The 12,688-nt window shown below is 68.9% G+C and carries 11 protein-coding genes and 4 pseudogenes; 8 read left to right on the forward strand and 7 right to left on the reverse strand.

The window, feature by feature from the left end:
• Positions 1–203 precede the first annotated feature (203 nt).
• Entirely contained in the window at positions 204–1,055 is an 852-nt protein-coding gene (locus ABT288_RS46700; RefSeq protein WP_351622234.1) for a LysR family transcriptional regulator, read from the reverse strand.
• A gap of 95 nt (positions 1,056–1,150) precedes the next feature.
• On the opposite strand from ABT288_RS46700, the gene ABT288_RS46705 reads away from it, so the two are divergent.
• Together ABT288_RS46705 and ABT288_RS46710 are read left to right on the forward strand one after the other, a co-directional pair.
• On the forward strand, positions 1,151–1,882 hold the full coding sequence (locus tag ABT288_RS46705) for an SDR family oxidoreductase (protein WP_351622237.1): 732 nt from the start codon (positions 1,151–1,153) through the stop codon (positions 1,880–1,882).
• 324 nt (positions 1,883–2,206) lie between these two features.
• A complete protein-coding gene (locus ABT288_RS46710) occupies positions 2,207–2,413 on the forward strand; it encodes a hypothetical protein (protein ID WP_351622262.1) in 207 nt (68 codons plus the stop codon).
• Between the two features lie 24 nt (positions 2,414–2,437).
• Here ABT288_RS46710 and ABT288_RS46715 read toward each other — a convergent pair.
• From ABT288_RS46715 to ABT288_RS46725, 3 pseudogenes are all read right to left on the reverse strand, one after another.
• Positions 2,438–2,806 (reverse strand): annotated as a pseudogene (locus ABT288_RS46715) (transposase); the annotation flags it as partial.
• A pseudogene (locus ABT288_RS46720) lies at positions 2,763–3,652 on the reverse strand (IS110 family transposase); the annotation flags it as partial. The pseudogenes ABT288_RS46715 and ABT288_RS46720, both read right to left, overlap by 44 nt.
• Positions 3,653–4,189: 537 nt before the next feature.
• A pseudogene (locus ABT288_RS46725) lies at positions 4,190–5,071 on the reverse strand (ISL3 family transposase); the annotation flags it as partial.
• Between the two features lie 488 nt (positions 5,072–5,559).
• Between ABT288_RS46725 and ABT288_RS46730 the strand changes: the two are divergent.
• Positions 5,560–6,258, forward strand: coding sequence for an SDR family oxidoreductase (locus tag ABT288_RS46730; protein ID WP_351622239.1), 699 nt, complete (start codon positions 5,560–5,562; stop codon positions 6,256–6,258).
• On the opposite strand, the gene ABT288_RS46735 is transcribed toward ABT288_RS46730, so the two are convergent.
• Positions 6,198–6,689, reverse strand: a complete 492-nt coding sequence (locus tag ABT288_RS46735) for an alpha-hydroxy-acid oxidizing protein (RefSeq protein WP_351622241.1) — start codon at positions 6,687–6,689, stop codon at positions 6,198–6,200. The two genes, ABT288_RS46730 and ABT288_RS46735, sit on opposite strands and share 61 nt — an antisense overlap.
• Positions 6,690–6,740: 51 nt before the next feature.
• Entirely contained in the window at positions 6,741–7,466 is a 726-nt protein-coding gene (locus ABT288_RS46740; protein WP_351622244.1) for a rhomboid-like protein, read from the reverse strand.
• Positions 7,467–7,731: 265 nt separating this feature from the next.
• Between ABT288_RS46740 and ABT288_RS46745 the strand changes: the two genes are divergently transcribed.
• Positions 7,732–8,397, forward strand: coding sequence for a hypothetical protein (locus ABT288_RS46745; RefSeq protein WP_351622247.1), 666 nt, complete (start codon positions 7,732–7,734; stop codon positions 8,395–8,397).
• Between the two features lie 84 nt (positions 8,398–8,481).
• On the opposite strand, the gene ABT288_RS46750 is transcribed toward ABT288_RS46745, so the two are convergent.
• Entirely contained in the window at positions 8,482–8,751 is a 270-nt protein-coding gene (locus tag ABT288_RS46750) for a hypothetical protein (protein WP_351622250.1), read from the reverse strand.
• A gap of 197 nt (positions 8,752–8,948) precedes the next feature.
• Here ABT288_RS46750 and ABT288_RS46755 point away from each other — a divergent pair, with 197 nt between their 5' ends.
• The 4 genes and pseudogenes from ABT288_RS46755 to ABT288_RS46770 form a co-directional block, all read left to right on the forward strand.
• On the forward strand, positions 8,949–10,688 hold the full coding sequence (locus tag ABT288_RS46755) for a protein kinase domain-containing protein (protein ID WP_351622253.1): 1,740 nt from the start codon (positions 8,949–8,951) through the stop codon (positions 10,686–10,688).
• 112 nt (positions 10,689–10,800) lie between these two features.
• Positions 10,801–11,160: an MBL fold metallo-hydrolase gene (locus ABT288_RS46760; protein ID WP_351622256.1), complete on the forward strand. Its 360-nt coding sequence runs from the start codon at positions 10,801–10,803 to the stop codon at positions 11,158–11,160.
• A 152-nt stretch (positions 11,161–11,312) separates the two neighbouring features.
• Positions 11,313–11,972: a hypothetical protein gene (locus tag ABT288_RS46765; RefSeq protein ID WP_351622259.1), complete on the forward strand. Its 660-nt coding sequence runs from the start codon at positions 11,313–11,315 to the stop codon at positions 11,970–11,972.
• Positions 11,973–12,314: 342 nt separating this feature from the next.
• Positions 12,315–12,602 (forward strand): annotated as a pseudogene (locus ABT288_RS46770) (transposase); the annotation flags it as partial.
• Between the last annotated feature and the right edge of the window lie 86 nt (positions 12,603–12,688).

Raw genomic sequence — 12,688 nt, forward strand, 5'->3', positions numbered from 1 at the left:
CACACGTACGGCATGAGCGCTTTCAGCCACACCCAGGCCCCTGGGTCTGCCGATCGTACGAAGGACCGGAATCAACCCGCCCACAAGGTAAGGAGCGCTTCAGCTAGCGAGTGAGCACTCCATCTGGCGACTGAGCGACGGGCATAGAGAAATGACAGATGAGCCGGGACACGATAGGTGGAACCTGGCCAGGCGTATTGGAACTACCGGAGACGGGTCGCAGTCCGGACAAAGTCGGCGACGGCTCTGGACCGACTGTGCGGCGGCCAGGCGATCACGGTGGTGACTTTCGGCGCGTCCAGCACGGGCACGGCGGCGAGGTCACCGTGCAGTTGAGCTCGGCACGACTCCGGTGAGACCGCGCAAGCACGGCCGAGCGCGACGAGCTGCAACAACTGCGCGTGGTCGCGGACCTGCGGGCCGGGGCCGGGCGGGTAGGTGCCGTCGGGGTCGGGCCAGCGTGGCAGGGGCAGGCCGGGCAGCCCGGTGATGTCGGCCATGTGCACATGGGTCCGGACGGTGAGCGGATGCCCGGCCGGCAGGACCACAACCTGGCCCTCCGTGCTGAGTTCTTCGGTGTGGAACCCGGCCGTCGAGTCGAACGGCCGGTGCAGTAGCGCCACGTCGGCCCGGCCCTCGCGCAGAAATCGTTCCTGCTCGGCCGGGCCGCACAGGATGACGTCGACGGGGACCGCGCCGGGTTCGGCGGCGTACGCGTCCAGCAGTTGCGCCAGCAGTTCGCGGGACGCGGTGGCCTTCGTGACCAGGACCAGGCCGGGACGGCCGGTCGAGGGAAGGGCGGCGCGGCGGGTCCGGCGCTCGGCCGCTTCGACCGCGTCGAGGGCCGCCCGGCCCTCGGCCAGCAGCACCGAGCCGGCTTCGGTCAACGCGACGGTGCGGCTGGTCCGATCCAGCAGCGCTGCCCCGAGTCGGCGTTCGAGCTGCTGGATCGCTCGTGACAGAGGCGGCTGTGCGATCCCGAGCCGCTGCGCGGCGCGCCCGAAGTGCAACTCTTCGGCGACAGCCACGAAGTAGCGCAGTTCCCTGGTCTCCATCCGGCCACGGTACTCCGGATCAATACCTGGAAGGTATCGTTGCCCACCCAATCGGTCTTGGACCCCCGCCGGGGTCCGAGAGCAGCATGGTCCCCATGAGCGAACGAACGATCGCGCTGGTCACCGGCGCAAACAAGGGAATCGGCTACGAGATCGCCGCAGGCCTGGGCGCCCTCGGCTGGGGCGTCGGCGTCGGCGCCCGCGACGATCAGCGTCGCAAGGCCGCGGTGGAGAGACTGCGCGCCGCTGGCGTCGACGCGTTCGGCGTACCGCTGGACGTGACCGACGACGAGAGCGCGACAGCCGCCGCACGGCTGATCGAGGAACAGGCCGGGCGCCTCGACGTGCTCGTCAACAACGCCGCCATCACAGGCGGCACGCCCCAGGAGCCCACCCGCGTCGACCCCGCCACCATCCGCACGGTCGTGGAGACCAACGTCATCGGCGTCATCCGCGTCACCAACGCGATGATGCCGCTGCTGCGCCGCTCTGCCTCACCGCGGATCGTGAACATGTCCAGCAGTGTCGGCTCCCTCACCCGGCAGTCAGGGACCGCTGGTGAGCTGACCACAGGTCCAGTGGCCGTGGCGTACTCGCCGTCGAAGACGTTCCTGAATGCCGTCACCCTCCAGTACGCCCGGGAGCTGAGCGGCACGAACATCCTGATCAACGCCGGCTGCCCCGGTTACGTCGCGACCGACCTCAACGGCTTCCGGGGCGTGCGCACCCCCGAACAGGGCGCGGCCATCGCCATCAAACTCGCGACCCTGCCCGACGACGGCCCGACGGGCCAGTTCTTCGAGGACGCCGGCGTAGTGCCCTGGTGAAGTGCACGGCGGTCATCACCCGCGCAGCCACCAGGGTGAGGCCGCTTCGCCCGCGCGTCTCGAACAGGTTCATCGACTGCTTCGGCCGCTCCGGCCGACGCTCCGGTGCTTGGGGCAACGCTCCGCACCGCTACTGGTTCCAACATGGATGGCAATTCACCGCAGCTTGCAAGCAGCGTGACCATTTGGTTCCAACAATCGTGACCCGGGGATCCGCATCGCAAGGCCACCACACCCCCATGGTTCCAACTACCGCGTCCCGTCACACGATGTCGGTCTCATGGCCGCTGGAGTGGCGTCTGCCGCGCCAAATCCGATGCCGTGATGACAGCGGCCAGCACGGTAAACCGCGGGTTTGGCGATCTGCACGGCTTACTGAAGCGGCTCGACACAGGCATCGCTGAGGAGGGCGAGGGCGTGGATGCAGCCCAAGAGGACATGAGAAGGCTTTGGGACGCTCTGTGGGCGATGCGTCGCGTCATGCGTATCGACCTTGGAATCACGGCGCCTGAGGAGGATTCCCAGCGTTGAGACCGTATAGCTTCGCCAGCTTGTTCAGGCAGCGGCTGTCAGGGGGCGTTCTCCCCAGTAGATGCCTTTCTCGCTGCGGATGCGGGCGCGTTCCTTGCGTTCGGCGGCCAGGACATCGCGGTGGCGGGCGTTGGCGTTGCGCCGGCGCAGGTAGGCGTGCAGGGCCCTGGTTTGCACGGTGGGGTTGGGGTGGTGGGAGCTGGCGATCGTGAACTGCCTCAGCGGTCCGAAGTGCGCCTCGATCGGGTTCGCCCACGAGGCGTAGATTGGGGTGAAGCACAGCTCGACCTTGTTCTTCTTCGCCCAGCGGCGTATGCCGGTGCCCTTGTGGGCGGACAGGTTGTCCATGATCACGTAGATCGGGGCGCCGTCGGGCCGGGCGGCGCGGATCGACACCGGGGAAGCTCAAGATCACCTCCGCGTCCCCGTGTTGGAGAAAAGACGCCTCGACCGCCTCGGTGAGTTCGTCGGCCGCGAGGCAGGCGGCTTCCAACTGACGTAGGAGGGCGAGGGCCTGCTTGCCCAGCGCTTCCTCGACGAGCCGTGGCTGGCTTGCGTAGTCGCCTCGGAAGATGTCGCGGAGCCGCTCGGCCTCTGCTTTGATGCCGCGGCTGCGACCGGCACGCTTGAGGGCGGAGCGGAGCTGTGCGCGGGTGAGCCGCGCGGCCTGGGCCGGCGTCGGCGCCACTTTGAGTAGTTCGCGGGTTCGGGGCGGCACAGGCCGTTCTGCCATCCGGCGAAGGCATCCAGGACAGCGGGGTAGTACTCGCGCAGCAGAGAGCGGAGCTGGTTGGCGATCTGCTGCCGGTTCCAGGTGGCGTCCTGCTGAGCACGCGCCAGGACAGCGATGGCCCGGGCCAGATCGGTGTCATCCGGCAGCGGGCGGTGCACGGGCATTTCGGTCCGCAGGATGTCCGCCAGGACCAGGGCGTCGCCGGGATCTGACTTCTTGCGCGAGACGCCGTGCCGGTCACGGTATCGGGCAGCGGCCATCGGGTTGACCGCGAAGACCTTCCGTTTGCCCTGCCACAAGGCGGCAACCAGCAGTCCGCGGCTGGTCTCGATCGCGATCGGGATGGGAGTTTCTTCGGTGTCGCCGTACTCGGCAAGCGGGTCCAGCAGCAGCTGGTAACCGACCGCATCGTCGCTGATGCGGCGCTTGGCCAGCAGCTGCCCGGTGTCGTCGACGAGAGCGACATCGTGATGCTTTTCGGCCCAGTCGATACCGCAGTAGATCAAGTTGTTCCTCCCCTTGGCGATGGTATCTGCGCTGGTCACGAGCGCATGCGGGCCACGCGGCTCCCTAATTCCAGGACTCTTCGGTCCGACATCTCACAAGCCGTTCGTGACACCAGCGCGCGCCACGGGCCTCGGTCTTGCCCGGAGCTCGACGGCTCGGGACTGTCAAGAGGTCACCGTGAAGCGGGCTCGTACCACCAACATCAACGAGTCATCCCGCATGGGTGGTGGCGGCCGTGAAGACGCCGAACGTCACCGCTCTACCTAGAGGCCTAGCAGGCCAACGCTTGTATAGGTTGTCCGCCGGCGTCCACGCGACCGCCACCACCACGAGCACGGGGACCTGGGCCGCTCTCCCGCGAGGGCTCGAAGCCAGGAAGGCGTAAGGCGTCATGTCCCAATGCTCACAAGTACGGGGTCATGCGCCGCTCTCCCAATGAGGGCTTCGTCAGCCGGGGTCCAGGAAGGCGTCACAGTCCCGCACTCGAACAGTCCGGCAGTGCTCCGAGAAGCCGCGCCGGTGCCGCTACCAACGAATTAGGGCTTGTACTCGTCCAGGATGGTGGAGCGGTTCGTCGCTTTGACCAACAGCTCGTCGATGCCTGTGGCGCGGGCGAAGCGGCGGACGGTGGACCGGTCCAGCCGCAGGGTCCGGCAGACATCCTCCAGCGTGCTGCCGTCGTCCAAGAGCCGTCGCGCGGCGGTGTAGCGTTCCCTGGTCCGGGTCACCAGTTGGCGTTCTCGTCCGCAGACGTCGAGCGTCTCGGCAGCCGGAGCCGGCGGCGTCAGCCAGACGTCGTCGCTGGTCGGCGACACGGCCGGAAGAATGTTCTCGAACGCGGTCCGGACGCGGGCGTGGTGGGCTGCGACGGTCTTGTCCACGGCCTCGCCGAGGTTGTGCCACAAATGCCAGGCATCGGCGACCTGCTGGGCCTGTGGGGCTCCGCTGCGGGCGCGCTCGGCATAGGCCCCGGCCCGGTCTCGGCAAATGATCTCCACTTCCGGATGGGCTTGTAGCCATGCGGCCAGCGGTTCGGCATCCCGGCCGGGCAGCACGTCCACCGGACGCCGTCTCTCCAGGTCCACAAGGATCGTGGCGTACGAGTCGCCCTTACGCAGCTCAAAATCGTCGACACCGAGCACGCGGATCTCACCCACGGGATCTTCCGGTACAGCGCGGACCAAACGTAACAGCGTGTCCTTGGCGACGCGCAGGCCCAACACCCCGGCCAGACGGGCACCCGCACGGCCGGCCAGCGCGAGAGCGACCAAGGTCAACTGCTCACGCACTAGCGGTGTATAGCGGGCATGCGGACTCGTCAGCCCCGCGATCTGCTCGGCGGACGTCACGGCCCGGCACGCCGTGTTCTGGCACTTGAACCGCCGCACCAGCAGCGCGATCACCACATTGACGCCACCGACCGCGGTATCGCAAGCCGTCGCATGTACCGGCCATGCACCCGGAGCGACGCACTACCGCAATGTGGACAGTACGCACCCGCCGAGCGGGCCCGGGCATGCATCGTGACCATCCCAGCCGCAGTCCGCTCGACTAACTCCACCACGACACCAGCCAGATGAGGGAAAAACGTCTGCAAACTCCGCGAAGAACACGCGAGCCATGGTCTCAGCCGTCACTGAGACCGGCAGCGTGAGCGCAGCCTGGGACCTGCGCGCCGCGCAGGTCCCAACAGGGCGGCCAGCAGCGGGAGTTCGGCCCCATTCGTGCGGCATCGTGGCCAGCCAGCGATGGCGTACCGGCTTGGCGGGAAGATCGCTGGGTATAGTGCAAGCGTTTCGGGGAACCGGCGACCCGGAGTCGGTCGACCTCACGCGCCACCTCGTGTTCATCGGCATCGGGGGCCCTGGCGGAGCCCCGATGACCACATCGCTGAGGAGGCCGTCCCATGGAACCCGCCACGCTGATCACCGGTGGCTCGACCGGAATCGGCGCCGCCACCGCCCGCGCCCTGCTCAAGCAGGGCCACCGCGTGGCCGTCACCGGACGTGACGCGGAGAAGCTGGCCGCCTTCGCCTCTTCGGCCGGAGCGGCCGAGCGGCTGCTGACGATCACCGGCGACACCAGCGACGCGCACGACGTCGCCTCCGCCGTGCGCCGCGTGGTGGAGGCGTGGGGCCGACTGGACAACGTCATTGCCAACGCCGGTTTCTCACTGCCCGGCAACCTGGAGAGCCACGCCCCCGAGGACATGCGCGCCATGGTCCTCACCAACGTCCTGGGCCCGGCTCTGCTGGTACGGGAGACCCTGCCACACCTGCGGGAGTCCAAGGGCCGGATCGTGATCATCGGTTCGGTCGCCGGGGTGCGCAACACGCCTGGCAACCTGTACTCGGTCACCAAGTGGGCCGCCCACGCACTGGCCGAGAACACCCGGCTGCTGGTCGGCAAGGACGGGGTCGGCGTGACGGTCGTCGCCCCCGGGGTGGTGGACACCCCGTTCTGGGACGAGCGCGGCGGCACCCCCGAGGCGGCGCCGGTGATGACCGCCGAGCAGGTCGCGGACACGATCGTCTTCGCCGTCAATCAGCCCGCGGGTGTGGACATCAACCACATCACCATGCGGCCGACCGGGCAGGCCGGCTGACGCCGCGCTCCCAACGACCGTACGACAAGGCGCCTTCGGCCCCTCCGCGTACCACGCGGTGCAGGCCGAAGGCGGGTGATCACGCCCTTCAGTACCAGGGGCAGGGAGGTCACTTCGCGCAGCCAGGCGACGTCATCCCGGGTGATCGAGGCGCCGAACTGCTCCTTGGATTGCCGAGCGATGGCCGGCTCCCCGTCCCGGCTGCCGTGCGAGGCGGCGATCACGTCATGCGCCACGTTGACCGCCTGGATGCCCGGGGCACCGCGAACCCGTTGATGGCCTCCCGCCGGACGGAACGCCATCCTGGGCGCGTCGACGGTGAGGACCAGCGCGCGGAAACCGGCGGCCTCGGCCCGGCGGATCAGGTCACGGCGCTTGAGCCAATACAACTGCATCCACACCGGGCCGGTGGCCGCGGCGGCGATGTCCACTGACACCTACCGCGTCACAAGATCAGCGCCAGAGCCGAATTACGTGACCGCCTACACCGCCGTTCGGGACTGCTCCTGGCGTACCCCGCGCACGACGCCCTCGTTCCTCATCGGGGCACTCCCGCTCGGCGATGCGGCGCCGACGGGATCGGGTGCGACGGGCATCGTGCGTACTGGGGGACCGGACGGGGCGCGCAGCCACGGTGTGCGGGCGGCGAGGGAGCCCAGCGCGAGGGAGGCCAGGTGGCCGACGTCCGCGAGCTCCTGGTCGTACAGCAGCGCGGCCGTCAGCGCCGCGGCGAGCAGAGGCAGGCCATAGCGGCGGAGTCGGCCGGGGGTGAGGGCGAGCAGGCAGGCGGCGGTCGTCACCAGACCGTAACTGATGCCCACGTCACGGGTCCGGGTGGGCACACCTGGCAGATGGGCGACGTGCATCAGCCACAGGGCGCCCTCGGTGAGCAGGGTCGCGGTGAGGTGACCGAAGACGAAGACTCCGCACGCGCGCAGCGTCCCCCAGCGCCACTCGGCGCATCCCAGGACCCCGGCCACCGCGGCGATACCGACCAGGGCCGGTACACCGTCGACCACCAGACCGCTCGTGAACAGGGTCCACCACTTGCCGACATCCAGGTGGTGCACGTTGCTGCTGTTGTGGCGCATGAAGCGGGCCCGTTCCGCTGCCGGTTGCCCCTTCAGCCACCATGCGGTGAGCAGCAGGGCCGTCACGTATACGGCGGTACCCGGCAGCCGCCGCCTCAACGTCTCCACAGCCCTCATTTCCCTGCTTTCGTAGGCTTTTGATCTACGTTTGTCACCCGCGTTCGGGCGCTCAAGGGCGATGTGCGCGCCCTTCCCGGGAAGAGACCGTCGGCCACCACGCCCGGTTCCGACGGCGGCCAACATGAGAGGGATTCTCACCAAGCGATGCTGTAGTGCTCCGCAACGATCAATGGCCCGAGAATCGCGGTAAGGAGTTCGCATGGTGGAGAGCCGGACGCAAGGGGCTGCGCGGACGCCGGGCGGTAGCGGCGTCGGTCGCGCGATGATCAGTCGGCGTGGGGCATTGGCCGCGATGGCGGCGGCCGCGCCCGCGGTCCTCGCGGGCTGCGGCGGCAAGCACGCGCGCGAAGCCGCATCCGAGCCCGCCGACGCACCGGCTACCAGGGTCCCGGTCGCCGACAACACCACCATTATGATCATCCGACACGGGGAGAAGCCGGGCCGGAACGCATCCGGCATCGACGAGAACGGCCGTCCGGACGCCAAGTCCCTCACCCGGCGCGGCTGGGAGCGGGCCAGGGCATTGCCGGCGCTGTTCGACCCGCCCAAAGGCCGGCCCCTCAAACCCGGCATCGTGCGTCCGCGGACCATCTACGCCGCTGCGGACCAGGGCCCGCTCGCGGGCGCCCACCGGATGCGGCAGACCGTCACACCGCTCGCCCGGCACATGGGCATCACCCTGGACACCACCCATGCCGAGTCCCAGGAAGCCGCACTGGCCGAGGCCGCGCTCTCCGCTTCCCAACCGGTCCTGATCTGCTGGGAGCACTCGCGCATCCCGGCCATCGTCAATGCCCTCGGCGCGTCGCACAGCGGCGCGCCCGCGGCGTGGCCGAACCGCTTCGACCTGGTGTGGGTCTTCACCCACACCCATGGCTCGTGGGCCTTCCGTCAGGTCGGCCAGCACCTGCTCCCCGGGGACGCCTGAGAATCCCGCGCGGGGTTCGCCGCGCGGTCGATGGTGGTACGAGATGGCCCGTCGCACCCCGAATTCCTTCATAGCGGTAGTTCGTTAAATCCGGCAGTAGAGCTGGTCCGGGTGCAGCAGCCGATCGTGGTTGCTCGTCAGATCCCGGCGCCGCCCTAGCAGCCGGTACATCTCGCCGAGGGCGCTCGGCAGGCTTACGCCGAGACGTTCCTCCGCTGCTGCAAGGTCCTCCTCGGTGAAGCCGTCGCCGTCTGTGAGCGGCTCTACCCATGCGTGCGTGAAGTCGCGGACGAACTGCCATGCGGCGTCGCGGTCCGCGCGGACATGCTCCAGGCCTTTCCGGACGTCGAACATCTGCGTCGTGGCGCAGACCCTAACCGCCGTGGCCTCGTCGGTGGCCGGGCCGGGGAACGGAGACCCGGCCGCCCCGGCAACCGCCGGTTGGGTGCCGATACTCTGTCCCCGGCCTGATCAGGCCGGGGAGGCGCAATGGGTCTGCTGACCTGTGCCTGTCTGAGGTGGAGGGGCAGCCAAGGGGGATGGAGGCGACGATGGGCGCGGACGGGACCACGGGTGACGTCGGCACGGAATTGCACGCGGTGGGTCGCGGCAGATACGTCCTTCGGCGGCCTGTGGGCAAGGGCGGGATGGCAACTGTCCACCTGGCGCACGACACCGTGTTGGACCGACCGGTGGCGGTGAAGATTCTCCACGGCCGGCTGGGCTTGGAGTCCTCCGCCCGGGAGCGCTTCCGCCGGGAGGCGCGGGCGGTGGCCAGGCTCAGCCACATCAACGTGGTCGCCGTCCACGACAGCGGTGAGGACGTCGCCGGTGACGGTACTCCGATGCCCTACATCGTCATGGAGTACGTCGAGGGCCGGCCGCTCAGCGCGATACTGTGTGAAGAGATCGAGCGACACGGGGCGATCCTCCCCGAGCAAGCCGTCAAGATCACCACCCAGGTGCTCTCAGCACTCGCCGCAGCCCACGAGCAGGGGCTGGTGCACCGCGACATCAAGCCGAGCAACGTGATGGTCAGCTCCGGCGGCCTGGTGAAGGTCATGGACTTCGGCATCGCCCGCGTGCTGCAGTCGGGCGTCACCTCCCTGACCGCCACAGGCATGATGGTCGGCACCGCACACTACCTTGCGCCGGAGCAGGCACTGGGAAAGAGTGTCGACCCGCGCTCCGACCTGTACTCCGTTGGCTGCATGGTGTTCGAACTGCTCACCGGCAGACCCCCCTTCCTCGCGGACAACGCCCTCTCGATCGCCTACCAGCATGTGCGGCAGCCGCCTCCCACACCGTCCAGCATCAACCCGGCGATCACCCCCTCTCTTGACACACTGGTGGCCCGCGCACTGCGCAAGGACCCGGCGCACCGCTTTCCGACCGCCGAGGCCATGCGCGACGAGCTGGAGCGGGCAGCGGCTGACCGGCAGCGGGAGACGGCACCAGTGGCAGCACGGGCCACGGGCCAGGGCACGCCTGCGCAACCAAGCCCGGGCCAGCGCCCTACGCTGTCACCGTGCACACCCGAGGCGGGCACATCCGCCGCCGGTGCGGCACCGTCATCCTCTCTGCGACCGTCCAGGCCGGCGAAGGGTGACTCGGTCCCGGCCGGTCGCCGCGAACGGCCTCGCCGCAGCGTGGTCCTGTCTGCTGTGGGGGCCGCCCTGGCCCTCGCTCTCGCCGTTACGGTGGCAGCCGAGTTCGTGCACGGCAACGTCAGCAAGGACGTCAGGGCCAAGGCTTCCCGGAAGGCGGGAAACCCGGACTCGGCGTCCGGAGACCTCACCGCGGCCTCACCGTGGCGGCTCGTCGTCAGTGACAAGATCGAGGGCCAGGACAACGGCTGCAGAGTCACTCTGACCAACACGGAGAGCCGTAGACGGCAAACGCTGCACAACTACGGAACGGAATCGTTCCAGATGCAGGCCTCGGGGCATTTCCACTGGGAAGCAAACAATGCGGCATGTGAGGTCGTCAGCCGCCCCGGGCCCGGGCAGCTGGCACTGCCTTTCAGCCAGCAATACGGACTGGGCGACACCGACGCCTTCGAGGCACCAGGAGTCCTCCTCGTGAAGGTTCTGGACTTCAACGGCGCGGGCGAGTGCCCGCTTGAGCTCCATGACGCCGCGAACGGAGAGACCGTCGACCTCGGCACGGCACGGATGCGCGACGGCTCCGTGAGGCTTGACCCGGGCGGACACTCGCACGTCTACCTCGCCGCTTTGCAATGCAGCGTAAGAGTGGCCCCGACGACGCACGGCTCACAGCGTGGCTCGTGAGCAGCAGAGGAGTTTCGGACAATGAGCCTCCGCCAACTTGAAGCCGCACGTCAAAGGGATGGTGTGACCGGTTCTCGGGCTGCTCACGCTGGTCGTCGCTGACTGTCTGCGAGTGAGACCCGCCAGGTCTCAGCCGGCGCTGACTTCTCACACCGCGCTTCAACGCAGTACCCGCGTCCCCCGAGCGGCAACCGCTCGCCCTTCCGGCGTTGCCGGCAGTTCCAGCTACTTCTTCCCGGAGGCCTCGATCGCCTTCACCGGCGACGCCCTGGTCACTCACGATTTCGTGGCCGGCCGGGTCGGACCGTGCGTCATCTGCCGGGCCTTCACTCAGGACAGCCAGGCTGCGCTGGCCTCGCTGGAGAAGATCGCCGAACACGAGCTCGCCACCGTGCTGCCGGGCCACGGCGAACCGTGGACGGACGGCTTGGCATGGGCCGCGCGGCAGGCGGTGGCCAACGGAATCCGTTAGGAGGGCAGTTGCGCCGCTTCGTGGCATCGGCGCGAGGGAAAGCACCTCGCCACGGCCCGTGCCTGGACGCAGACGAAGTCGCGCCATCCCAACCACCGGCAACCGACCGGGAGTTGCCCCTCCCCCCCCCGGCGCTGTGGGCGGTGCCTGATGTGCTGCCTCCCAACGAATGGAAGCTGAAGGAAAGTGAAGGCCTGCTCGCGCCCCGGCCCGCCGACCGCCCACACGACGCGGCGGCCGTCGCAGCCCGACTGCACCACATCGCCGGCCACTCGAACGAAGCCGCCTGGGCCCGCGTCCGGACCCACCTGACTCGCCGGACCGCCCTCGCGCTGAGCACGGCCTTCGCGATCCTGGTGGCCGCGTACCTGGGAATGTCCTGGCTCGGCGACCGAGAGGACGCACAAGCCGTCCGCGGCGCGTCCGCTCCGCCACGGCCCACCACCCCGCCCAGGCTCGCGGTCGGGCAGTGCGTCAACTACACCGGTAACGCCGTGGTCACCGACGCCGATCTCGACAAACACCTCGGCTGGTCCGTCGTCGGCTGCTCCCAACCGCACCAGGGCCAGGTCCGCCGGGTCGACGAGCTGCCCCGGCCGACGTACGCGGGCAGCTGGGCAGTCGCCGTCATCCGCACCGGCACAGCCTGCGCCCAGGAGCGTGAGAAGCTCGACCCCGGCCTTCCCACCCACCTGGGTTCAACCGTGCTCGGCCCAGACAAGACCAGCTGGGTCAGCGGCAGCGAGCACTACGCCTACTGCACCCTGCGCCGCCTGGACGGCGGGCCGCTCACCGCCGATCTCACGCCGTGAAACTGCTTCACCGGTGCCTGGAGCACTGGGCGGGCGTTACCTTCTCGGTGACGGATCACCCAGCAGGTGTCCCACAGACGGACAGTAGCTTCGGCACCGGTACTCACAGGCCGGAAAGTGGTGACAAAACACGCAGGATAGAGCAGGCGGCCGACGCCGCCCGCACCCGCTTCGGGCCCGACGCCGTCTTCCCGGCCTCCCTGGCCCCCTCACCCTGAACCGGCCAACGCCCAGCCGCGCGCCACTTCCCCGCATCCCGGGCAAGCCCCCACCCCTACGATGCGGCGGTGCGTGAACCGCTCCGGGTCTGATGGAGGCTCGATTCCCTGAGAGGATCGAGTCATGGCCCGTCCGTCCCCTTATCCTGCCGAGCTGCGTGAGCGTGCGGTGCGCATGGTCGCGGAGGTCCGCCCCAACTACCCAACTGAGTGGGCCGCGATGAAGGCGGTCGCTGCGAAGCTGGGCATCGGTTCCGCTGAGACGGTGCGGACGTGGGTCCGTAAGGCCGAGGTCGACGCCGGCCAGCGTCCCGGGGTGACTTCGGAGGAGGCCGCGGAGATCAAGCGGCTGCGGGCCGAGAACGCCGAGCTGCGCCGGGCGAATGAGATCCTCAAGGCGGCCTCGGCTTTCTTCGCGTCAATGACAGAGTCTGAGACACGGGCCTATGGGTGGTGACAGAGTGACGGGCACCGGCGGGGCTGGCTCGTTTCTTTGCT

This window comes from Streptomyces sp. NPDC001093 (genome assembly GCF_040298985.1).
GTDB lineage: Bacteria > Actinomycetota > Actinomycetes > Streptomycetales > Streptomycetaceae > Streptomyces.

Excerpts from the sequence above, each read along its gene's own strand:
- ABT288_RS46700 (WP_351622234.1), bottom strand. The coding sequence starts at position 1,055 with ATGGAGACCAGGGAACTGCGCTACTTCGTGGCTGTCGCCGAAGAGTTG.
- ABT288_RS46705 (WP_351622237.1), top strand. The coding sequence starts at position 1,151 with ATGAGCGAACGAACGATCGCGCTGGTCACCGGCGCAAACAAGGGAATC.
- ABT288_RS46710 (WP_351622262.1), top strand. The coding sequence starts at position 2,207 with ATGACAGCGGCCAGCACGGTAAACCGCGGGTTTGGCGATCTGCACGGC.
- ABT288_RS46730 (WP_351622239.1), top strand. The coding sequence starts at position 5,560 with ATGGAACCCGCCACGCTGATCACCGGTGGCTCGACCGGAATCGGCGCC.
- ABT288_RS46740 (WP_351622244.1), bottom strand. The coding sequence starts at position 7,466 with ATGAGGGCTGTGGAGACGTTGAGGCGGCGGCTGCCGGGTACCGCCGTA.
- ABT288_RS46745 (WP_351622247.1), top strand. The coding sequence starts at position 7,732 with ATGATCAGTCGGCGTGGGGCATTGGCCGCGATGGCGGCGGCCGCGCCC.
- ABT288_RS46750 (WP_351622250.1), bottom strand. The coding sequence starts at position 8,751 with ATGTTCGACGTCCGGAAAGGCCTGGAGCATGTCCGCGCGGACCGCGAC.
- ABT288_RS46755 (WP_351622253.1), top strand. The coding sequence starts at position 8,949 with ATGGGCGCGGACGGGACCACGGGTGACGTCGGCACGGAATTGCACGCG.